Origin of the sequence: Christiangramia flava JLT2011 (genome assembly GCF_001951155.1) — a bacterium.
GTDB lineage: Bacteria > Bacteroidota > Bacteroidia > Flavobacteriales > Flavobacteriaceae > Christiangramia > Christiangramia flava.
In genome coordinates this window covers 3,225,522-3,249,284 of the sequence record NZ_CP016359.1, presented here as the reverse complement: position 1 = coordinate 3,249,284, position 23,763 = coordinate 3,225,522, and the positions used below count along the sequence as shown (strand labels likewise).

The window sequence follows — 23,763 nt, the reverse complement described above, 5'->3', positions numbered from 1 at the left end:
ATTTATTAGACACAAATTAAAACTTAACTCTATGAAATCAGGAAAATTGTTATTAGGACTTGCTTCTGGCGCGCTTGCCGGAGCAGTTGCAGGAATATTGTTCGCCCCTAAGAAAGGGAAAGATACAAGAGCTGCGATCTCTCAAAAAGGAGATGATTATATTAAGGGAGCTAACAGAAGTATCAATGATTTTACAGATTCTTTGAATCATAAAGTAGAAGCATTGAAATCAAGAACAAAGGCGAACTTATCCAACAGTAAGTCCAAGCAGAAAATAAATGAAGCGAAAGCTGAAATGCACGATATGCAGGCTTAATTTTAAGTTAGTTTGATTAATAAACCCCGGTGTTGCAGAACATCGGGGTTTTTCTTTTTAAAATAGTCTAAAAGTGAGTACTTTAGAAGGCCTAAAAAATAATTATGAAAAGAAACTACCTATTTGGCCTGCTTTCAGGCTTTATTTTACTGAATTCTTCACAAACTTTTGCCCAGGAAACCGATTCCAGGATTTACGATATTATTCAAAAAATATCAGCTGATAGTATCGAAAATAGTATTCGAACACTGGCTGGTTTCGGAACAAGGAATACCTTCAGCGACACTGTTTCAGACACCCGTGGGATTGGCGCTGCAAGAAGATGGATCAAAAGCAAATTCGAAAATATTTCCGGAGATTGTGAAAACTGCCTGGAAGTCTTTTATCAGAAGGAATTGGTAACTCCGGAAGACGGAGAGCGCATTCCGCATAAAGCTTATGTCGTGAATGTGGTCGCCATTCAGAAGGGTTCCAAATATCCGAACCGGTATATCATCATGAGCGGCGACATTGATTCCCGGGCCAGTAACGCCACCGATTTTACGACCGATGCCCCCGGTGCAAACGACAACGCCAGCGGAATGGCAGGAACTATTGAAGCAGCTCGCGTTTTGTCACAATATGACTTTGAGAATAGCATTGTATATCTTGGTCTTTCTGGGGAAGAGCAGGGTCTTTTTGGAGGTCAGGCTGTGGCTGAATATGCCAAAGAGCAGGGCTGGGAAATCATAGGTGTTTTGAACAATGACATGATTGGAAATATAGAAGGTGTAGACGGAATCATCGATAACCGCAGTTTCAGGATTTTTTCGGAACCAGTATCGCAAACCGAAACCGAGAGGGAACGAAGAATGAGAAGATATTATGGTGGTGAAGTTGATGGAATTTCCAGGCAACTAGCCCGGTATATCCATAAAACTACTCAAACTTATATGCCTGAAATGAACCCGATGATGATTTACAGGCTCGATCGGTTTGGAAGAGGTGGCCACCATCGCCCTTTCAATGATCTTGGATTCGCGGGAGTTCGTATTATGGAAGCACACGAAAATTATAATAGGCAGCATCAGGATATTCGCGAAGAAAACGGAATCAAATACGGCGATGTGGTAGAAGGTGTCAATTTTGACTATGCGAAAAAGCTTACGGCTGTCAATGCCATTAACCTGGCAAGCCTCGCCTGGGCACCACCTGCTCCGGGAAATGTGGAGATTGGAGGTGCTGTGGCCCCGGCTGCAAAATTAAAATGGGAAAAAGTCAATGGAAACATAGCCGGATATAAGATTTACTGGCGTGATACCACCAGCCCGGTTTGGCAATATTCCCGATTTGTTGGAGATGTAACCGAATTTACCCTGGAAGGTATCGTGATAGACAACTTCTTTTTTGGAGTTTCCAGCGTGGGAGCGAACGGATTTGAAAGTCCGGTGGTCTTCCCTTCCGGTGTATTCAGATAATTATGTAATTATGAAAAAAATAAGCCTGAGCATTGGGGTCTTTTTAATGATCCTCTTCGCAGCCTGCAAAGATCAGAAAGAGTCAAAGGAAGAGCCTGTAAGAGCCTCTTCCGAAGAAAGCCAGGATATCACTGAACTATCTGACTCTCCGCGACACCATGAGTGGATAGACCTGGAACAGGACGGTCGAACCTTGAAAGCTTTTGTGGTGTATCCCGAAAAAAAGGAAAAAGCAAAGCCCGTTTTAGTCATTCATGAAAACCGGGGTTTAAATGATTGGGCGCGGGTTTTCGCTGATAAACTTGCTGAAAAAGGATACCTCGTTATAGCGCCAGACCTGATCTCCAACACGGTTCCCGGCAAAGAGTTGACCAGTGATATGGATAGCCCGGATGAGGCTAGAACTGCCATTTATCGCCTGGATCCTGAACAGGTAACTAAAGATCTTGATGCCTGTTATGATTATATTCGAAAAGATCCGGCAGGAACAGGGGAAGTTGCCGTGGTTGGATTTTGTTGGGGTGGATCCCAGACTTTTCGATATGCTACGCATAATCCAGAAATCACTTCTGCACATGTATTTTATGGAACTGCTCCGGAAGCCGATTCCTTATTGGCAAAGATCGAAACTCCTGTGTATGGATATTATGGTGGGAATGACAACCGTGTGAACTCCACTCTGGAAAGAACAAAAGCTCAGATGGATTCCCTAGGTAAAGCTTTCGAATATGAGATTTATGAAAGTGCCGGTCATGCGTTTATGCGTAGTGGTCATGAAGCAAATGGGGAGCCTGGAAATAAGAAGGCCCATGACCAGGCCTGGGACAGGATGCTGAAATTCCTGAAATAATATTTTTAGCTGAAAAATGAAAAGCCGGGCCTTGTCCCGGCTTTTTTATTTCAATGAATTAATTAACAATACTTTACCGTAAACTTAGAAAAAATTTGCAGCCGCACCGGTTAATTTAGTTATACTAATCAACAATCTAATTCATTATGGCTGAAATAAGAGTAGAAAAAAAAAGACCGGTATGGCCATGGTTACTGGTGATCATTGTTCTTGCCATCCTGGCATTTTTATATTTCTACGGAAGTACGGAAACTGATGATAACAATGAGACTGAAACCATTGATGACGTAACCGCTATGACCATCCCGCAACATCACGTCATACAAACAAAAACAATTTAACCAAAAGATCAAGTTATGAGTACAGAGGTAAAGAAACACTTATATTATTTAAGTGAACTGAAGGATTATAAGGTTAATTCTCACGACAAAGATATTACGGGCTGGCCCGTGAAAGATCTCGACAACAGAACCATAGGAAAAGTAGATAACCTTTTAGTGAATATTGACTTGGGGAAGGTGGTATATGTAGATGTGGAAGTTGACCATTCCATTATCAGCGCGAACCATGATCCCTACGCACCGAATCATCGCGAGAATTTGCGGGAGTTCATTAATAAGGATGGAGAAAATCACATTATCATTCCTATTGGTCTGATCGATATTCACGCTACAGATAAATATGTGTACACGGAAACGATCGATTATCAGACTTTTGCCGAAACAAAAAGATATCGCTCCGGAACTGCTATTAGTCGGGAATATGAGGAAGATGTCCTGCACTCGTATGATCGCCGAAATTATTCCGAAACAGAGGACTTAAAACGTACCCGAACTGCTTATGAAAATGATTCTATTCGCGAAGCAGAACTAAGAGAAGAACAACTAAGACGGGAACGGCTGCAGGAAGAGCAACAACGTCTTCGGGAAGCTGAAGTTCGTCGCGATGAATTCCCACATTCCAGCGAAACGGTAGAGGAGCGTATGGAACGTGAACGGGCAAACATGAAATATCGATCAGATGATCGCAAAACCGGTATCAATGATGTGGACAGACCTGTTAATCGCGATTACGATCCAGATCTAACTTATGATGAATCTCGCGACTGGGAACACGATAATCACGATCCTTTAGAAGATGATCCTTACCGCAAAAGAAGGCGCGTACCCAGAGAAAAAGACGATACTTTTTACAACCGAAGGGAATTTCGGGAAAAAGATTACCGATAATAAAAAAGAGGAGATTGCATCTCCTCTTTTTTTATATAATTCCAATTTCTTTAGAATGCTGAATGGCCTCATCGCTCTTTTTAAAATAGCAGGTTGCTGTACCCATACTTTCCATATTCCGAAGAACGGAAACCACTTTCTCTTTTTTCTTTTGCCCTGTCTGCCGGATGTAAACCACCCTGATATTTTTCGGAAAAGTTTTAATGATGCGTTCGTATAAAAAAGGGTCGTGTTGGGAATCATCTCCCAACAGTACATATTCCAGGTGCGGATAAAAACTCAGAATATCCTTGATCTTAATAAATTTATGATCGTGATTGCCCCTGCCCGTGGCCACAAAATCTCTTAAACCGGTTTTGATCTTTTTCAGCTTGATGACCGCTTTAGGAAGGTCGTGTAGAACAGCAAATTCCGCAATGAAATCATACAGGTTCCATTCGCTGCTGGATACATAGAAAAAAGAATTCGTAGCTTTCGAGCTCTCCTGCCCTGCCTGGCTAAGTTCCTGGTAGTGCCGAACCACATCATCAAAAACCTTTCGTGTATTGACATTCTTAGAGAGCATCACGTAGAGTTTCTTAAAAAAATTGTTGCTATGGGAGATCAGAAAGGTATCGTCAATATCTGAAATGATCCCGAGTTTACTGGGATAAGGTTTCAGCAGTTCTCCCCTTTCCACGATGCCAAATTGGCCAAATTTACAGGTAACCTCATAATTATGCCATCCCGGTTCCAGTTCTTCGTCATACGGAATCGTAAACCTGAAGTACCCATCTTCAAGCGTTTTAGTAGTGACTTCCAGATCACGAAATTTCAGGTTGATCTTATAATTTTCCAGTGGCTTGATTCGGAATTTATGCAGAATGGCATACGCATGCTTCAAACCTTTTTTTTCGATGCTATATTTATCTGGCGCCCAGGACTGGAAAAGGTGGCCAAAAACTATTAATTCTTCATCGTTAACATAACCTCGATAAAGCTTAAGATCCAGTTTCAAAATATTGGCCTTTTTTTAAAATTTCCTTCCTTCCAAATTACTTAATTTAGAGTAACTATCAGGATAATATGGTGAATTTTAAGGAAGTTTTATTGGTCGTGAATCCCATTTCCGGAGACATTTCCAAAGATAAAGCACAACGACAGGTAGAACAGGAAGTAAAGCAGCATAATGCTCATTTTCATCTTTATAAAACTACCGGGGAAAATGATGCGGAGGAGATCAAGGAGCTCGTAAAAGAAAGAGAAATAGACCGCCTGGTCATTGCCGGCGGTGACGGCACCATCAATCTGGTGGCAGATGCTGTAAAAGATTTTGATGTTTCTATAGGGTTGATTCCCGCAGGTTCTGCAAACGGGTTATGTACCAACCTGCAAATTCCGCAGCAATTGGAACAACAGGTACAAATTGCACTCAGTGATCATTGTATCGAACTCGACATGCTGTGCCTGAACGAAAAAATTTGCCTGCACCTGAGTGATCTCGGTATCAACGCTGAATTGATCCGTAATTATGAGGGTAGCAATATCCGCGGAAAGTTTGGCTATCTACTGCAAACTATTCCCACCCTGATCAAAAGTGAGTATCCTTTTGAATTTCGTATCGAAACCGATGGGAAAGAATTTGTGAGGGAAGGCGTGTTACTCGGTATCGCAAACGCGAATAAATACGGCACCGGTGCCAACGTCAATCCGGAAGGAAAGCCCAATGACGGTATCTTCGAAATACTTGTTTTTAAGCGCCTGAATTTTTTCGATATTCTGAAAACTCTTCGGAATGAATCACGTATCGATCCTGAATTTCTGGAAACCATTCCCACCACTGAAGCAACCATTACCTGTAAACCACCGATTTCTTTTCAGATAGACGGCGAATTCATAGGTAAAGAAACGAAGATCGATGTTTCCATCATTCCGCAGAAATTAAAGGTGGCCGTTCCAGTAAATTACAATCCTTAGGGCTGATCGATCACCGGAAGAAACACATCTGCCCGCCATTGGGGAGCGTGAATATCGGTTTTTGGGTTGTTATAAAAAATTTCCAGGGGAAGTGCACTGGTTTTAAGATTCTGAGCCCTGGCTTGTGCAATGAGATCGTACCAGGCAAGGTCAGAAATTCGGTAATTTCCATGGAAAACAGCCTGTAGCGACAAGGATGATGGTACCTGCCGAAATTCCACTTTTCCTTCGGGCCGGATATCCTGTGCTAGATTTACGGGAAAACAGAAGTCAAAATCTACTTTATCATTCTGGCGGTCCCAGGCAGTAATTTTTACAAAGGGATTTCCAGTTAACTTCAACTGGTGATCCAGAACGTATTCTTCCAGGTAACCAATGGTCTGCACCATTTCCATGGCTTTTGACTGTACCGGAATAGCTTCGGAATGATGGCAGATGCAATCAAAGGCCGGAGACATTTTCAAACTGTCTTCCAGCTTGACGGAGTATGAAGATTGCTGCTTTTTCAGGTTTTTCATTAAGTCCAGCATATCTGTTTTGATGCTGTCTATAAAAACATTTTCAGCAAAAGGGTTTAAAATCTGAAACCTATTTTTAAAGCGATCCTTATTGCTTCTCACCCAGACTTTGACCTTTGTAATGGAATCAGTATCCGACTCAAAATTCCATAAAAAATCCAGTCTGGCATTTTCGGTTTGTAAAGACTGGGAAATGGCGTCAAATTCTCGAACACCGGTTTGTTCCAATTTCGAGTATTCCTTATTCAGCTCCTTCCAATGACTGATCTCCCGAAAAGCCACACCCTGTCCATATCGCGTCTCGAACTGAAATTCATAATCATACTGCTTCACGAAGAAAAACCAGATCATGCCGGCGATAAGCAGGAACAGCACAATAGAAACGATCTTATTCATCTATTTCGAAGCAATTTCTCCATCTGCCTCTTTTTCTGAGGTCATTTGAAGCTTATTCACCACGAAATTCCCTAGCGCACGTCCCTGTACAAGACCAACTTCAATGGCCGAACGATAATGAATCCCGCCATAAAGCCTGCTTCTCGCAGCTTCTGCCGAAGCTTCATTGAAAGATTTGAAAGAACGCATTGGTAAACCAAAATCTTCTTCCGTATCATCATCAAAAGCGAAATTATCACCGAAAATACTGGTTAGCGAAATCGCTGCGGCTCCGGAAACGACCGAATGACCGCTGGTGTACTCCGGAAATGGCGGAGTTTGCAGTACAGATTGCCAGTTTTCATCTACGTACTTATTGATGAGGGTTTCTGGCCTCACCAGGTTGCTACGGTATTTTTCGTCCCAACAGCTAATGAAAGCATCAGCAATGGCTACGGAAGTTTTTGCATAGGCATAAACAGATTTATCAAAATCAGCATCGGCTTTTTTGCAGGCGATCTTGGTGATCCCGATCCAGTGACCTCCCGGTGTAATTTTCTTGGTTGCAAACATCAGGTGACCTCGAAGAATGGAAACATACGGGTTACAGTCCCAGAATTTAGCAATAGCCATTTTCTCACTGTTTTCCTCATCTTCGGCAATCTCTTCCCGGATATTATAAACTTCCATTAGTTCATTATGGAATTTGCTGCCTTCCTCCATGGAAAATTCCGGAGGCGGCGCAGGCTTAAACTGATCTGCTGCGTTGATTGCGAAAGGACGAATTTTCATCCAGTGTGGCTCGATCCCATCCATATAGGAAGGCGGAGTGGGCTGCCATCTTGCCTCTTCTTCCGTATGAACCGAAAATTTAGGCATGGTACGAGTTTCAGCGTAATTATCCTGTTTCATCCAGTCTTTGATATGCTGTGCGACTTTAAGGCCATAAGCTTCGGAAACCTTGAATGTTTCTTCATCTATTTCCTTCCAGTTCTGGAAAATACTGTCTCTTTTAGACTTCAGCATATCTTCGGAAAAAACCAGGCTCGTGCCAATATCATAAAAAGCCACAAGCGCGGCGATCTTGCCATTTGTTTTTTCAGATTCCGGTGCGGGCACTGGCTTGAGATTGGTAAGCTGTCCGGCAAGACTCTGGTAGGCAGGATCAAACTGAGCTATGGTCTCATATGCGGCGATATTGGTATAAGCGTATACGCGGCTGGCAACCGGCGGTGAAAAAATATCATGGACCATCGTCTTACTCACATAATCATTGGCATTGTGAAAATCGTTTGCCGTAACTTCGATCTCTTGCTTTTCAGAACAGGAGATCAGTAAGAACGATAGCATCGCAAAAACCAGGATTTTATTCATTGACCGATGTAATTTCATACAATAAGACTTTGGAATTATTGGAAGTTACCAGCAAATATGGCTTCTTCCCTATTTCAATTACTGAAAGATTTTTAACAGAATTTTGTGATAAATTTAAACCAATTTCAACGGAATTCAGAATTTTATCCTTGTTAAAATAAAGGAGTCCGCCTAAACCGTCGAACTTACCGTGATACGGGGTAACACCGAAATAGTTTCCCGCAAAAAGAACTTCTTCTTTTCCATCTTGATCGAAATCATAGCGAAGCATGCTTCTAATCGGTGCAACCTGCAGCTGGGAAGGGAAAGCGTGGAAAACGAATTTTCCATCCCTGTTTTCGAGGTAACCGGAAGCCAGCGTGTGAATCTCGAACAAGGTCGCATCATTCAGTTCTTCAGGAGTGAAGATCTCATTCACGGCTTTCCCCGCAAATTTTTGATAGGAAGTAAATCGTTTCCTCAATAAGGTGCTTAGTTGCGCGGAAAGATCGTCCAGACCTCCAATGAAATAATATTTATCATTTTTTTCAGCAGCGATCAACGTTTCAGTAAGGCCATTCCCATCAAAATCACTGTAATACATCCGCAGAGGCGTTTTCTCATCAGCTTTCAGCTTGGTATTCAGTCCCCAGTTACCCAAAAGATAATCTTCATCCCCATCGCCATCTGCATCAAATGGCTGGATGCTTTGCCACATACCATTCAGCTTTTCGGAAATCAAGTCTTGTGTCACGTCCTCAAATTTTCCACTGTTATTTCTGAAAAACCGTGGTGACATCCACTCTCCTACCAAGATCAAATCCAGGTTACCGTCCTGATCGAAGTCTGTCCAGCTGGCATCGTTCACCATCCCGATATTCTCAAATTCTGCATGCTGAAGTTTCGTGAACTGTCTATTTTCATTTAGAAGCAATGCAGATTTTGGCATATTTCCGTAGTCATAATTAACTGAATTTGCGCCAATAAATACATCCAGGTCACCGTCTTTATCGAAATCGGCTGATTTGACTATCGATGAATTGGCAAAGGTTTCCGGGAAAAGAGTGTCTTTTACAAAACCATTTTCAGTACCAAGATACAATCGATCTAACAGCCAGTTATTCGCCCCAACCGATTCTCCTCCACCGGAAGCTACCAAAATGTCTATTTTTCCATCGTTATTGAAATCTCCCGCAGTAGCGGAAACATCTTCGGCAAGGGAATCTTCAGCAATACTTTCATAGCTTTTAGCGTGGAAACCATCAGTTCCCTGGATAAAAATCTGCGCCGGTTGGAAACGGGAGGCCCCGAAAAAAACATCTTCCAATCCGTCATTATTAACATCAGCAACTGTTACTGCAGGACCAAGATCAGAAAACTTATGAGGAATCAGTTTCTGCATATCAAAATCACTGAAATCATTTTCCAGGTGTTCATAATTCAAGCCAAAATCATTGGCCAGTAACTTAAATAGTTGGCTCTCATTATTGTATTTAAAATTCTTAAAATCAGTATCTTGAATAAAATCCTTATAATGAACCTGTAACAATTGATTTGGTTTGACATTTTTCAAAGTCAAGGACTTTCCTCCAGGCCATTCCAGGTGTAAAGAATCTATTTTCACGTCTTTCGGAATTCCAAAGTGTAGAATAGGTTGGGAAGCTGACTGGTAGGATCTGGTGGCATATAATTGCCGGATTTGGGTTCCTTCGCTTGTAAATAACACGCCAGTGGAACCGATCCCAAAGGTATTACCAGAATCATTTCTGAAACTTACCTGTAGATAATTTCCATCTGCCTGGTCATTGCGATAAATGCTAACCGGGCTGTTCACGTTGTTGGTCACGATATCGAGATCTCCGTCGTTGTCCAGATCGCCATAAGCTACACCTGTAGAAATAATCGAATCGTTCTTGATCCAGTTTTTAGTATCATCTTCGAACATTCCGTTTCCCATTCCACGAAAGAAATAATTGGTAACCCTGCCTTCAGGCATCAGGTCCAACGCCTGGTTATCGACCAGAGTGGTTTGATCCAGTTTTTTCTGTATCTGCTCATTTGAAATGAACTTAACGTAATCCAGATCGTTCGGTCGTTTCGGAATTCCATTGGTAATGAACAGATCTATTTTCCCGTCCTGGTCATAATCAGCAAAAAGTGGCCCCCAACTCCAGTCAGTAGCAGCGACGCCGCTCATAAGCGCGGTTTCGGTAAAGAACTGGCCGTGATTATTCAGCTGTAGCATATTACGGGTATATTGTGGCTGGTAACCCAATTTCCCGGTTTTCAGTTCATGTACGTTGTAACTATCGTCACCGGCACTTGCTTTGAGTACGGTTTCATCTTCCGCCAGCATATCCAGGGTCATGAGGTCTACATAGCCGTCATTATTGATATCTGCAGCATCGTTGCCCATTGAAAAACGGGAAATATGCCCAAACTGATCTTTCAGGCTCTCGCTAAATGTGCCATCGCCGTTGTTGATATAGAAATAATCATCTTCGTGAAAATCATTCCCCACGTAGATATCTGTAAAGCCGTCGTTATTAAAATCGGCCGTAGTAAGTCCCAAACCATAACTGTTAGCACCACCAAAGATTCCCGCTTCCTCACTGATATCGGTAAATTTCCCGCCATCGTTGCGCATCAGCTTGTCGCCACTTTCATACACTCGTTTTTCGCGAATGCTCGAAGGCCCAAAAGATTCATTGGTGTGCACGGCATGATTTAAAATATACACATCTAAATCGCCGTCATTATCAAAATCGAAAAAAGCTGCCTGAGACGAAAAACTTTCCTCATTAAGCCCGTATTTGGCCGACATTTCAGTGAAGGTAAGATCACCATTGTTAATGAATAACTCATTGTGACCGCGAAATCCATTAACGCCAACTACTGCTGAAACATAAATATCCAGGAGTCCGTCGCCATTCACGTCGGCCATCGTACAACCTGTATTCCAGCTGCTTTCACCGGCAACTCCGGCTTCTTCTGTTACGTCTTCAAATTCAAAATTGCCTTTATTCAGAAACAATTTATTTTTTACCTGGTTACCCGTAAGATAAATATCGGCCAGTCCATCATTATTGATATCGCCAATACTTACCCCCCCGCCGTTGTAAAAATACAGGTAGTCGAGAATATTCGCATCCCGGTTTTCCGTTAGCTGGTTGGTAAAGTTCAGACCGGTTTCTTCTGCGGAAGGATTGCTGAAGAATGTCTCAGGAACCTCCGATTCCTGTTCCTTCTGGCAGGAAACAATTGCCATCAGGCCGAAACAAATTGCCGAAAATTTAATTGATCTCAAAAACTCTAGGTTTTTCATTGTTAATAGCTGCGATTACGAAAGTCTTGCCGTTCTTATCATGGAATTGCTTCAGGAATTTGATTTCTTCCTTAATATTAAAACCACTTTTCGAATAATCCTGCCAGTCAAAATTCATTTTTCCATCCCCCAGTAAAACATTTCCGTAGCTGGCATCCAGGCGTGAAAACTGTGGTTTAAACTCGAAATCATTACCGCCCATTACCAGGTCCAGGTTTCCGTCGTTGTTCACATCCGTACAGGTAATTCCGCAAACACAGGAAAACTGGGCACGGGCAGGCAGTTTCTGAATTCGGAACTGACCGTTGCCATCATTGACTGCGATCACTGATTCAGAAATCACTGCTTTTTTAATGATTGAATTCTTGATCCTGTCTGAAGGAATTAACTCCTGTATCGTCCTTTTGGCATAATCTGAAGCTTTCAGGTTTCCTTTCTTTAAGAAAACAAGCTGCGAGATCATTTCGCTTTTCATATGCAAGGGATAATCCTTCCCGTCTTTTTGTTTGGTAACGATCTGTTCAATGGTTCCGTTATTGTCAAAATCGTTTACCCACATTTTCATCGGCTCCTTTTCAGAAGTTTTGTAGGGCACATTTTCGCCTTTATTACCCAGCACAAGGTCCATATCCCCGTCATTATCAAGATCTGCCGCTTCCACCGTATTCCACCAGCCCTCGTAATCCTGGAGGTTGCTTTTCAGGTAGCTCAGGCGTCTACCGGAATTGGTAAAAACCCGTGGCGCTCCCCAATCAGAAACCGTTACAAGGTCTTTCTTTCCATCGCCATTTATATCTTCCCAGATGGCAGCGGTAATCATTCCGGCGTATTTGAGATCATAAGCAATGCGCTCCGTTGCGTTCACAAACTCCCCATTTCCACGATTTTCTAGGAACAAATGCTGCGGATCAATTCCGTAATTCACCGCTACACTGCGCGATGCCACAAAAATATCCATGTCGCCATCGCCATCAAAATCATAAGGTGCGATCGCGGAAATATTCTGGTTGACGGCCGGGATGGTTTTATCTGTATTGCTAAAATTGCCTTTCCCGTCATTCAAATATAATCGGGGACGGTAATTCTTCTCCTCGCCGATCTCGTTTCCGCCGGACCCAATCATCAAATCCAGGTCCCCGTCACCATCAGCGTCGAAAAAGGCGGCTGCAGTATCTTCATAATTGGAATCGGCATCCAGGTTTTTCTGAACGCTTTTCTGAAGTTTGCCATTCCCACGATTCAGGTAAATGGTACCGGGCTGTTTTTTTGCGCCCCCAATGAATACATCTTCGTTTCCATCTCCGTTTATATCACCAACAGCCATTGCCGGACCTTCCTGCGAAAGTTTTTTATAGATCATTCCTTCGTAATCAAAATCAGTATAACTGTTCTCCTGGTGACTTTCCAGTGACTGGTTTGGAATTTCTGTAAGTAATCTTTGTTTTTTTTCTGGTTTCGGGGCTTTATATGCTTCATTCGCCTTCTGGATATCCAGTGTTAAAAGCTGGTTTACGGGAATATTCTTTAAAAGTTGCGACCTGTTATTAGGCCATACGATCCGGAGGGAATCAATATTTTCGGTCTTTCCGAGGCCAATATTCAGCACATAATCCATAGAAGACTGAAACCCTCGCGAGGGATTTTGTTCCTGCATCATAACTTCTTCACCGTGATAAAGCCGGATGATGCTGCCAATGCCAAACTGGTTCTTTTCAGAACCTTTTAATTTCAACCGCAGAAAGTTATGTCCCTTGTGTTTTTCAGAATTATTGCGATATACAAAAGAGGTCATATTCACATTATTGACCACCAGATCCAGGTCACCATCATTATCCAGGTCACCGTAAGCACAACCGTTTGATAAACTGGGTGTTCCCATTCCCCAATCTTTCGCTGCATCTTTGAATTTCAGGTCGCCAGTATTGTGAAATGCATAGTTGGGCAATGGTGTCACCGGCATTTTCTTGATAATGCTGTCTATCGCCTCTTTTTTCCCTGTAAGAGCCATTTTCTGAATGATCTCATTGGCAAAAAACTGTACAAAATCGAGATCGGTAAGGTCATGGTTGATCCCGTTAGTCACGTAAATATCACGAAGACCGTCGTTATCCATGTCAAAAATGAGGCCGGCCCAGCTCCAATCGGTACTTTCCACGCCGCTAAAATGGGCAATTTCAGAAAAGGAATTGTTCCCGTTGTTCAGCTGTAGTGTATTGTGGATATACTGCTGAAAAAAGTCCTTACTTTGTTTCAGTTTAAAGACGTTATACCCCTCAAATTCCATAACTGATTTTACCCGTTCTTCCGAATCGGGAAGCATATCAGTAATAAAAATATCGGCAAAACCATCATTATTGATATCGGCCATATCAATTCCCATCGCCGAAAGACACAGGTGCGAAGTCCAGTTTTCAATATCTTCCGTAAAAGTACCATCCTGGTTGTTGATGTATAGGTAATCTCTTTCGTAAAAATCGTTGGAAACGTAAATATCGGGATACAGGTCGTTGTTGAAATCGCTTACCATGACGCCAAGACCGAAACCGATCAGGCTTCCGTAGATATTGGCCTCCTCGCTAACATCAGTAAACTTCCCGTCATCATTTCTTAAAAGCATATCGCCAACCCCACGGAAGATCTTTGGAACGCCCTCCCAGTCCTGGGCCCGAACGTTTCGCTGTTCCGCATACCCAAGGCTGCTTACAGGAATATTGCTGTTATTCAAGATATAGGCGTCCAGATCCCCATCTTTGTCATAATCGAAGAACGCGGCATGCGTGCTAAATCCCGTTTCGGCAAGGTTGTATTCTTTGGCCATTTCAGTGAACGTGAGATCGCCGTTATTAATGAACAGGTCGTTATTGTGGTTGTCACCTTCCATGTTCCCGGCATTGCTCACATAGATATCCAACAGGCCGTCATTATTGATATCAACCATATTCACGCCGGTAGACCAGGGTTTGTTGCCGGCAACTCCAGCCCTTTCTGTAATATCTTCAAACTGAAAATTTCCTTTGTTCAGGTACAGCTTATTGCTGGTCATGTTTCCGGTGAAATAAATATCCGGAAGCCCGTCATTGTTGATGTCTCCAATGGCCACGCCACCGCCGTTGTAGAAATTCCGGTACCTGAAAATGTTGAAATCAGGTTTGTTCTTGACCTCATTGAAAAAATCGACTCCGGTAGAATCAGCAGACATCAGCGTGAAAAGGGCATTTTCATTCAGTTCTTCGGAAGCGCTCTTTTCTTCTTTCCGATCATCAGATTTACAGGCTGAAAATAACGCGATTCCCAATCCTAAAAAACAGGATATCCAATTAGTCTTTATGTTCATTTTCTGATAGATTAAGTTCCAGAACGGCCGGTTCACCTCCATTGAAGGTCACCACAAGATGCGGCCGGCCGTTAATATTGATTTTTTGAATATTTCTCGCCGGCCCCTGAAGGAACGGTGTATTTGTTGAATTTTTGAATGCTCCTTCGGAATTATTTAAAAGCAAAGCTCCATGAAGTGCATCCAACCTCCCCAATTGCGTACTGATTTCGTAATTATTCCCAACCAGGTACAGATCTGGGAAACCATCGCCATTAAAATCTTCCACCGCGATGTCAAAAACCGAAGAAACCTGAGCTTCAAATCCCAGACGGTGCTTTTTAAACTGAAGATCTCCCGTATTCTCAAAATAGCAGCTTCCCAATTCGTAAACCTTACGAAGACTCGCGTTTTCCAGCTTTTCCTCCGGAAAGATAGAAGAAAATTCAGCCTGTGCATATGACTGGTAGGTGGTGAATTTTTTCTTCAGAAATGGCATCTGGCGATCCAGCTCGTCTTTGGAAGCAAAAGGAGTTTCCTCATTTTTATAAAAATACGTGATAACCGGATCTTTCGAACCATTCTCGTCAAAATCATTCAGGTACAAACTCAATGGTTGTTCCACCGAAGCTTCCAGCCTACTGTTCAACCCCCAGTTTCCTGCAACCAGGTCCAAATCACCGTCCTGGTCAAAATCGGCAACGCGAATACAGTTCCACCAGCCATTGCTATTTCCAAGTTGACTATCCAGTTTTCGTAAAGATCTACCTTTTTCATTGATCAAAATGGTGATGGGCATCCAGTAGCCGGCTAGCACCACGTCTAGAAAACCATCCTGATTCAGGTCTATCCATTCCATATCATGCACCATTCCTGCACTTCCAAAATCTTCAGAAAACTGCTGGGTAACATCAGAAAACTGACCTTTCCCGTTATTCAGGAATAAATACTGCCGCGGGATTTCCCCAAATTTTCCGGGAACCACATCAGCGCTTATCGCAACATCCAGGGCGCCGTCATTATTAAAATCAACGGCCTTCACGCGGGACGCATTCAGTTCGATATTTTGAAAAGCCAGGCTGTCTTCTGTAAATTTGCCATTTTCCTGAAAGTACAATCTTGGCTTCAGCGCAGCTCCTTTCTGAAATTCATTTCCTCCGGAAACCATCAGGATATCGTTGAGGCCATCGCCATTAGCATCAAAAATCACCTGATCAGTGTTCTCAGCAATCGCATTGCCAGCGAGCATATTTTCCAATTTTGTAAATGTTCCTTCCAGATCCTGCAAATAAACTTCTGCTTGCTGAGATTTTCCGCCGCCAAAAATGATATCTTCCAATCCGTCATTATTCAAATCACCCACGCTACAACGCGGAGAAAGATTCGTCGATGCATAAGGAATGAGCACTTCGCGGTTAAATTCTAAGCTGGACTGCTCTTCATGCACATAATCAAAAACAGCATCTTTTGGCTCTAGAAAGTTAGAGTTTTCTTTTCTGACAGGCTTGCTGGGAGCCTTTACGGCATTGCTATAGTCCAACACCAGCTTTTGATTGGCTGCTACCGATCGAAGAATTTCTGAAGAAGCATCTGGCCAAACGATCCTTAAAGAATCTATTTTCTTATGCTTGTCCAAACCAAAATGTAATCCTGGGGCCAGCGATGAAAGATAGCCGCGCGTGAGATAATGCTCCCGAAACTGTAGATTGCCTTTAGTGTAAACAAATACTTTCGCGCCTATCCCGTTTCTGTTATTAGCCGAACCGTTAAGTTCAACATCCAGGAAATTGGTGCTTTCTGAGTTCATATTATTTCTATATACGAAAGCTTCCTCATCGGTATTATTCACCACCAGGTCCAGGTTCCCATCATTGTCGAGATCGGCATAAACAAAGCCGTGGCTGAAACTGGAAATATTTTCGATCCACTCCCCATTGCGATCTTCAAAAACATGATCTCCATTATTCTGAAAAAAGCAATTTGGCACCTTTTTCTCCGGAAGTTCCTGGATGATCTTTTCAAAATTTGCATTTTCACCCTGGCTTAGCTGTTTCTGAATTTTTTCATTCGAAATAAACCGGATATAATCCATGTCGTTCGTAGCGCCCTTGATCCCGTTGGTAATGTAAACATCCTGGAAGGAATCGTTGTCAAAATCAGCAAACAAGGCTCCCCATGACCATTCAGAAGCTGCAATACCGCTCAAAAAGGCTGTTTCTGAAAAACCGGAACCATTATTTAGCTGCAAGGTATTTTGCATGTATTGCGGGTTGAAACCATTTCTCAGGTAATTGCTGTAGGTCTGGTAAGGATGTTCGAGACCAGAAGTTTTATAGGTCTCCAGATCCTGCGGAAGCATATCCAAAGAAAGAATATCAGGCAGGCCGTCGTTATTCACATCGGCGATGTCATTGCCCATAGAGAAATGAGTGGTGTGACCAATACCTCCGTGCTCTTCCGCATTAATATCGCGGAAAGTTTTATCCTGCTGGTTGATATAGACGTAATCATTTTCAAAAAAATCATTCCCTATGTAGAGATCGGGGAAACCATCAGCGTTGAGATCGCCCACTGAAATTCCAAGCCCGTAACCAATAATTCCCTGGTGCAAACCGACTTCGGCAGAGACATCTCGAAATTTTCCATTTTCATTTTCGTACAGCCGGTCGCCAGATTTGGCATCCACGGAATTTCTTTTTGAACCGCGGCCATAATTGCGATTGGGATGCGTGGAATGATTGAGCAAATACATATCCAGATCACCATCCAGGTCATAATCAAAAAAAGCCGACTGTGTGGAATATCCCTGAAAAGCCAAACCAAATGCTTCAGCTTGTTCCTTAAATTTCGGAACGCCGTTGCCGTCTACTCCCAGATTCAGATACAAGCGATTGTGATCACGCGGATCTGACAGTTCACTGACCTTGCAAACATACAGGTCCATCAAACCATCATTATTAATATCTACATTGGAGACACCGGTCGTCCAGCCGGAAGTATTATCGATCCCGGTAAGGCTTGTCACGTCTTCAAACTGAAAATTGCCTTTATTGAGATATAGCCTATCAGCAGTTTGATTGCCGGTAAAATACAGGTCGATGAGGCCGTCCCGGTTAAAATCGGCCGCGGCAACACCCGCGCCATTGTAGTAATAGAGATAATTGAAAATATTAAACGGAGATTCCGGATCAAGATCATTCGAAAAGCTGATGCCGGTTTGAGAAGCGGGCAATCTTTCAAATAAGAAAGAGTCTTTCTTGCATGACGCAAAAAAGCAGATGCAGGTAATTACTAAAAAAAACCTGAAATATTTATCCATCACACAAATCTGCCCTTTAATTTCTTCGAATATATAAAAACTGATGTAAATTTTTTAACAAATCTATAACAAAAAAGAGGGCCGAAGCCCTCTTTCCTATTTTGGTTACCTAAGTAATTAATAACCCGGATTTTGCGTTAAGTTCGGATTGGAAATAATTGCCGAAGCCGGGATTGGGAATAATGTTCTGAATTCTTCCGTATTATCTTTGAATTCCCAGGTTTCAGTAAACTTACCGAAACGGATCAGGTCATTCCTTCTCCAGAACTCTCCGTACATCTCTCTACCTCGTTCATCGATAAGATCATCAGCTGAAACTGAAGTTAATGGAGTGGCTTTACGAATCGTTCTTAACTCGTTAACGATCTCCAGTGCATCACCGCCACCGCCGTTCATAGCTGCTTCAGCCTTCATCAATAAAGCATCTGCATAACGGAAGATGATTTTATGACCGGTGTACGACCCGTTGGATGGGTGATATTTCAACATACGAACTCCAGTGCTCTGCCCGTTACCAAGCAGTCCTGGTAATTCTTTGGTGAAAATAAGGTCTTTACCAACTTCAGCCTGAAGCTTGGAACCATCGATCGCGTATTGCTGGCCAATTAGAAGACCGAAACCAATTTGTGAACCGTCAAGCATTCCGTCGCCGTCTTCATCCAGGTCATCTGGCACACCGTCACCGTCGAAATCTACTCCAACAGCGCTACCGGCTTTTGGAACAAAACCACGTCTTTCTTCCTGGCCGTCACCTTCGTAATTGGAGTTTGGATCTCCTTCAAAAAGATCATAAAATTCAGAAAGTGTGGTGAAACCATTCCATCCTCCACCACTGTTAGCCGGAGTTGTTTGGTTATAATGCAATGTATTCCAGATCACGTTTCCAACACCTGAATTGGTGTACCAGATAGTTTCATTATCGATCTTATCAGAGAAAATCCCGAAATATCCGTCAACCAATCCAAAGCCCATGCCTTCAATAGCATCGACATGGCTCACCACTTCCTGCATATCACTGGCAGCAGGAGAACCTGAACCGGTGTAAATATGCTTATTAAGGTATAATTTTGCCAATAGGAAATGAGCAGCTGCTTTAGTAGCCTTATTCGTTCCAGTTCCCGGTCCAACAGCTTCCAAATTGGAAACTGCCACATTCAGGTCATTCACGATAAAATCAAAAGCTTCAGTTCTTGTAAGTACTCGAGGATCTACATCGATTCCTTCGTCTGGCTCTCTAAAAGGCACCTGCCCGTAAAGATCCATCACCCAAAACATACTGAAGGCACGAAGAAAACGAGCCTCTGCTTCCTGAGAGGCAGATGGATTACTTCTGGAATCAATTACTTCCGTAGTACGGAAAACATTTGAGTTCTGTTCGTTCCATACATCACGCACGTACGGGTGAATTGGCGACCAGGAATGCTGGTGCAAAGTTCTCCAAACCCCGTTATCTCCCCAGTCGGTTCCACGAGTAGGCACTAAATATTCATCTGAACTTACTTCGTTCAGTGCATACAGGTTTGCCTGGTTTTCCAGCTGTCCGCGTACGGCATCATAAATACCGTTTAAGGTCGCATCAACATCTGAAACCCCGGTGAACTCCCCTGTCTGGTTTACAATTATCGAATCGGTCTCCTCGATCTCGAGGTCTGTACAGGAACTGATTCCCAACGCACAGAAGGCCGCGACTATTAAATTTAATCTATAATTTTTCATTATCAATTTTTTAGAATTTAGCATTTAAACCGAAAGTGAATGTTCTTGGCCTTGGGAAAGAGGTATAATCGATCCCGGCTGTTGGCAGATTGTTCAAAGGAGTCTGCGTGTTAACTTCCGGATCAAGTCCACTATAATCTGTAATCACAAACAGGTTTTGACCATTTACATACAGTCTCAGGTTATCCAGGAATGAATTCTCATTCAGATCAAAAGTATAACCAATGCTGGCGTTCTGAAGTCTTAAGAAATCACCTTTTTCCAGGAATCTTGTAGATACGTCTGGAGCGTTCGCTGGAGATTCACCCGAGGTCAGTACATCAGTCGTCACATTTCGACCACTGTTGATACTACCTGCTGTAAAGAAGGCGTTCGCGGTGTTGTTATAAATATAGAAACCGTACTGCCCAGAGAAGAACAAAGATGCGTCAAAGTTCTTGTATTCCGCACGAGTGTTAATACCAAGGTTTGTAGTTGGCAGGGCGCTCTTGTCTACGAATTCCTGCTGATCTCCGTTTGGATAAATTGAAATTCCGTTAGCATCGTATCCGGCGAATTCTCTTAAATAATAGGAGAACAATGGTCTTCCTTCAGCAAGCAGCTGAGCGAAAGCACCGGTAAGACCCTGGCCAGAGATCTGAGCAGTCTCGATAAGACCGTCAAAGTTTCTAAGCTCGTTATCGTTATAAGAAATATTGAAACCAAGATTCCAGAAGAAATCTTCTGAATCAAGAATATCATATTCAATAGCGAATTCCACCCCTTTATTGATCACGTTTCCATCAATATTCGTAAACGAGTAGGCGGCTGGACTCGGCTGTGCGTTCTGAGCCAAGAGCAATAGGTCCTGAGTATCCTTATAATAGAAATCCAGACTACCAGAAAGACGATCGTTTGCAAAACCGAAATCTACCCCTACGTTAGCCTGAGAAGTTTCTTCCCATTTAAGGTCTGGGTTGGCGAAACCGGCAGTTCCTAATCCACCACCGTTGATGTTTCCACCGTTATCGATTCCATAACCATTCAGGATTCGTCTTGTAGTAAAGTTTCCGTATCCAAGTCCTTCCTGGTTACCGGTGATCCCGTATCCTAGACGAAGTTTGAACGTAGAAAAGCTATCTGGCATAAAAGCCTCTTCATCGATCTTCCATGCGAAAGCTGCTGAAGGGAAGTAACCGTAACGATTTTCAGGTCCAAATCTTGAAGAACCATCAGCTCTCATTGTGAAAGTAAACAAATACTTATCCATTAAAGAGTAGTTCAAACGAGTGAAGAATGACTGAAGTTCATCAGTATTGTCATAAAGACCACCAGTAATCGTTCTGGTACTGATCCCCGAAGGAGCAGTTTGAGAGATTCCTGTTTCCACATCAGGGAATAAGGCATCGATCAGGAAACCGGAATCGCTATAACGCAATTGCTGGTATGATCTATTGATAGCTCCTTCCAAAGCTCCAAGATCACTTCTGAACTGGCTAACCATTTGGTCCATATTGGTAGAAGCAAATCCAAAAGCCGAAGCATTTCTTCCTTCTCTATGGAAATCCTGGAAGGAATAACCTAATAATGCAGAGAAATTAGAATTTTCGAACTCTTTCTCGTAGTTCACTACGAAATCCAACAAGCGGTTGGTCGCTTCCAGATCGTAAAGAAGTCCGCGGCCGTTCCCTGGAGCACCGTTGGCGAAACCAACAACATCTCCGGAAACCACGGCTGTTTTTTCAGCTTTTGACTTATCATAACCTAAGGTCACTTTAGCGTTCAGGTTATCCAGAATATCATAATCCGCTGAAAAGTTGATCAATGCTCTGTTAGTCTCGGTTTGATCCTGAACATATTCAAGGATCTGTAACGGGTTGATCGCATTTCCAACAGGATCGAAACTTAATTCCGCAGGCCATGTAGGGTTCGCATAATAAGCAGCCCCCAATAAATCCCCGGTTGAACCGGCATTATTACTAATTGGCGCTGCCATATCATCTACTTTTGAAAGCGTAGCCTGAAGCGAAAGATTTAATTTATCATCAAAGAATCTATGGTTTGCATTCAACCTTCCGGTTAAACGTTCCATTTCAGAATTTTCCACAACTCCTTCAATATTATTATAACCTAATGAAAGACGAAGGTTTCCAGATTTGTAACTGTTCATAAAGGAAAAAGCGTGGTTCTGAGAGAAGGCAGTTCTGGTAATCACATCCTGCCAGTCAGTATCTGCTCCAAAATCCTGTGCATCGCGGTCTCCTCCATACTGTTCCACAGCATTCAGGAATTGCTCACGATTCAGCAGATCATACGTATTAGAAGCATTGGCAACACTTACGGAAGCATCATATGAAAATGAAGTTCCGCGCATTCCACGACCAGATTTGGTCTGGATGATCACCACCCCATTGGCACCTCTGGAACCATAGATCGCAGTAGCTGAAGCATCTTTCAAAACACTGATACTTTCGATATCGCTTGGATTTAAGAAGTTCAAAGGGTTTCTTGCTGAACCAGAACCAACACCAAGGTCACCAGTACCTGAAGTCGTGTCGTCTCCTGCCAATGGCACACCGTCTACTACGAATAGCGGGTTGTTATTAGAACGTACCGAAGTCGTACCCCGAATACGCAGGGCGATTCCGGCACCTGGCTCTCCACTGGCCTGGGTGATCTGCACCCCGGCGGTTTTACCCTGGATCAATTCCTCGGGAGAAGAAATATTCCCTTTGTTGAAGTCTTCTGAACTTACCGAAGCTACGGCCCCGGTCGCATCCCGAACGGTTGTTTGACCGTACCCAATCAGTACGACTTCATCGAGTTCGGAGGCATCGGTCGTCATGTTCACATCAATAGTCGAACGACCTCCAACTCCAAGTTCCTGAGTTTCAAAACCCACGAAACTAAAAACGAGAGTAGCATCTCCGGGAACATTGTTCAATGTGTAATTCCCGTCAAAATCGGTAGTAGTACCGTTAGAAGTTCCCTTTACTGAAACGTTCACTCCTGGCAGCGGCCCACTCTCGTCGGTTACCGTACCAGAAACAGTTTGCGCCTGCGCCATGCTGAATGTAAGCATAGCGATAGCGCACAAGAGGCTCCTGAAAATAAGTTTTTTCATAAGAAATAGTTTAATTTGGATAGTTTAATTAAAGCTCACAACAGTTATAAATGTATATAAATATTTGTTAATAAAGCAGCCAAAATGCAAATTTTCCACGAAAACGATTTCGCTAAATTTATAAGCGTAAATTTTACTTTTTATAATCTGAGGTCAATAAAACTCATTATTCTCAGTTTTAGAATAACTTACTATAAGATTCGTAAAATCAAAAAACCGAAACCAGAGCATGTACTCCAATTTCGGTTTTTGAAATTGTTAATAAAATGTGGAATTCTAAATCATAAGGACATGGCTTTTCCACCTCCTAATTCTTCTACAGGACCACAAGGAATATATTGACCTGGCACGGGATCGTACCACATCACTTCTTCCCCTATTACTTCACTGTTTTTCCAGGCCCAGATCGCCATTTCCCGAACACTGGTTAGATAGGCCAGCGCTCCAGCGTCAGGATCCATCGGCATTTCTGATTCCTGTTCCTGCATATCCTGGGTTTCTGTGTTTCGTTTGGCATACTCCTCCTTTTCAGCTGGAGTGGCCTTCAGGTATTTCTTCACGATATTCTCAAAATCTTCATCGGTTCCGTCTTCATGGGCCTTATCATATTCATTTTTAAAAGCTGCGGAAAAAGCTTCGGAAGATTTTACAAAATGATCTCTCCTGTCCAGGTCTGCCACCACGTCCATATACGAATCGATGAACTGAGCGATGTTCAGATCAGAAGCTCCGGGAGTATCGGTCTTTGGAATGATCACGTCCAGGATCCTTTTCAGTGCAAAACCATGGGAAGCCGATAGGAACACCGGTTGCCATTCGTAATCTGGTTCATTCTTGCAGCTTTGCAGCAAACTCAGTGTGGAAGGTCCAACGATAAAAATTCCTGCTCCCAGACCTATATTTTTTAATGCTTTTCTTCTGTCCATAATTCTG

At 42.8% G+C, this 23,763-nt stretch carries 15 protein-coding genes; 6 read left to right on the top strand and 9 right to left on the bottom strand.

The genetic code is table 11. The annotated features are described in order from the left end of the window. Positions 1 to 31 precede the first annotated feature (31 nt). From GRFL_RS14380 to GRFL_RS14360, 5 genes are all read left to right on the top strand, one after another. Positions 32 to 316 carry a YtxH domain-containing protein gene (locus tag GRFL_RS14380; protein ID WP_083645280.1) on the top strand — a complete coding sequence of 95 codons (285 nt, stop codon included), beginning with the start codon at positions 32 to 34 and terminating at the stop codon, positions 314 to 316. Positions 317 to 420: 104 nt separating this feature from the next. Then, on the top strand, positions 421 to 1,773 hold the full coding sequence (locus GRFL_RS14375) for a M28 family metallopeptidase (protein ID WP_083645279.1): 1,353 nt from the start codon (positions 421 to 423) through the stop codon (positions 1,771 to 1,773). A gap of 10 nt (positions 1,774 to 1,783) precedes the next feature. Next, entirely contained in the window at positions 1,784 to 2,623 is an 840-nt protein-coding gene (locus GRFL_RS14370) for a dienelactone hydrolase family protein (RefSeq protein WP_083646168.1), read from the top strand. A gap of 146 nt (positions 2,624 to 2,769) precedes the next feature. Continuing rightward, entirely contained in the window at positions 2,770 to 2,964 is a 195-nt protein-coding gene (locus GRFL_RS14365; RefSeq protein WP_083645278.1) for a hypothetical protein, read from the top strand. A 15-nt stretch (positions 2,965 to 2,979) separates the two neighbouring features. Beyond that, positions 2,980 to 3,852, top strand: coding sequence for a hypothetical protein (locus tag GRFL_RS14360; RefSeq protein ID WP_083645277.1), 873 nt, complete (start codon positions 2,980 to 2,982; stop codon positions 3,850 to 3,852). A 31-nt stretch (positions 3,853 to 3,883) separates the two neighbouring features. Here the strand turns inward: GRFL_RS14360 and GRFL_RS14355 are convergent, their stop codons facing one another. After that, positions 3,884 to 4,849 carry an App1 family protein gene (locus GRFL_RS14355; RefSeq protein ID WP_083645276.1) on the bottom strand — a complete coding sequence of 322 codons (966 nt, stop codon included), beginning with the start codon at positions 4,847 to 4,849 and terminating at the stop codon, positions 3,884 to 3,886. A 68-nt stretch (positions 4,850 to 4,917) separates the two neighbouring features. Between GRFL_RS14355 and GRFL_RS14350 the strand changes: the two genes are divergently transcribed. Beyond that, a complete protein-coding gene (locus tag GRFL_RS14350; protein WP_083645275.1) occupies positions 4,918 to 5,808 on the top strand; it encodes a diacylglycerol/lipid kinase family protein in 891 nt (296 codons plus the stop codon). Here GRFL_RS14350 and GRFL_RS14345 read toward each other — a convergent pair. The 8 genes from GRFL_RS14345 to GRFL_RS14310 form a co-directional block, all read right to left on the bottom strand. Further along, entirely contained in the window at positions 5,805 to 6,722 is a 918-nt protein-coding gene (locus tag GRFL_RS14345; protein ID WP_083645274.1) for a GyrI-like domain-containing protein, read from the bottom strand. The genes GRFL_RS14350 and GRFL_RS14345 overlap by 4 nt on opposite strands. After that, positions 6,723 to 8,075 (bottom strand): vanadium-dependent haloperoxidase, encoded by a 1,353-nt coding sequence (locus GRFL_RS14340; protein WP_083645273.1) that lies wholly within the window; start codon positions 8,073 to 8,075, stop codon positions 6,723 to 6,725. It abuts the gene before it with no gap. Next, positions 8,068 to 11,322, bottom strand: a complete 3,255-nt coding sequence (locus GRFL_RS14335) for a VCBS repeat-containing protein (protein WP_479873013.1) — start codon at positions 11,320 to 11,322, stop codon at positions 8,068 to 8,070. The genes GRFL_RS14340 and GRFL_RS14335 overlap by 8 nt, the downstream gene beginning before the upstream one ends. A 25-nt stretch (positions 11,323 to 11,347) precedes the next feature. Continuing rightward, positions 11,348 to 14,713, bottom strand: coding sequence for a VCBS repeat-containing protein (locus GRFL_RS14330; protein WP_083646166.1), 3,366 nt, complete (start codon positions 14,711 to 14,713; stop codon positions 11,348 to 11,350). Further along, complete coding sequence (locus GRFL_RS14325; protein ID WP_236995804.1) at positions 14,697 to 17,924, bottom strand: VCBS repeat-containing protein; 3,228 nt, start codon at positions 17,922 to 17,924, stop codon at positions 14,697 to 14,699. Before GRFL_RS14325 ends, GRFL_RS14330 begins: the two co-directional genes overlap by 17 nt. 204 nt (positions 17,925 to 18,128) lie before the next feature. Continuing rightward, positions 18,129 to 19,727 (bottom strand): RagB/SusD family nutrient uptake outer membrane protein, encoded by a 1,599-nt coding sequence (locus GRFL_RS14320; RefSeq protein ID WP_083646164.1) that lies wholly within the window; start codon positions 19,725 to 19,727, stop codon positions 18,129 to 18,131. 10 nt (positions 19,728 to 19,737) lie between these two features. Next, positions 19,738 to 22,830, bottom strand: coding sequence for a SusC/RagA family TonB-linked outer membrane protein (locus tag GRFL_RS14315; protein ID WP_083645270.1), 3,093 nt, complete (start codon positions 22,828 to 22,830; stop codon positions 19,738 to 19,740). 281 nt (positions 22,831 to 23,111) lie between these two features. After that, a complete protein-coding gene (locus GRFL_RS14310) occupies positions 23,112 to 23,756 on the bottom strand; it encodes a gluconate 2-dehydrogenase subunit 3 family protein (protein ID WP_083645269.1) in 645 nt (214 codons plus the stop codon). Positions 23,757 to 23,763 lie beyond the last annotated feature (7 nt).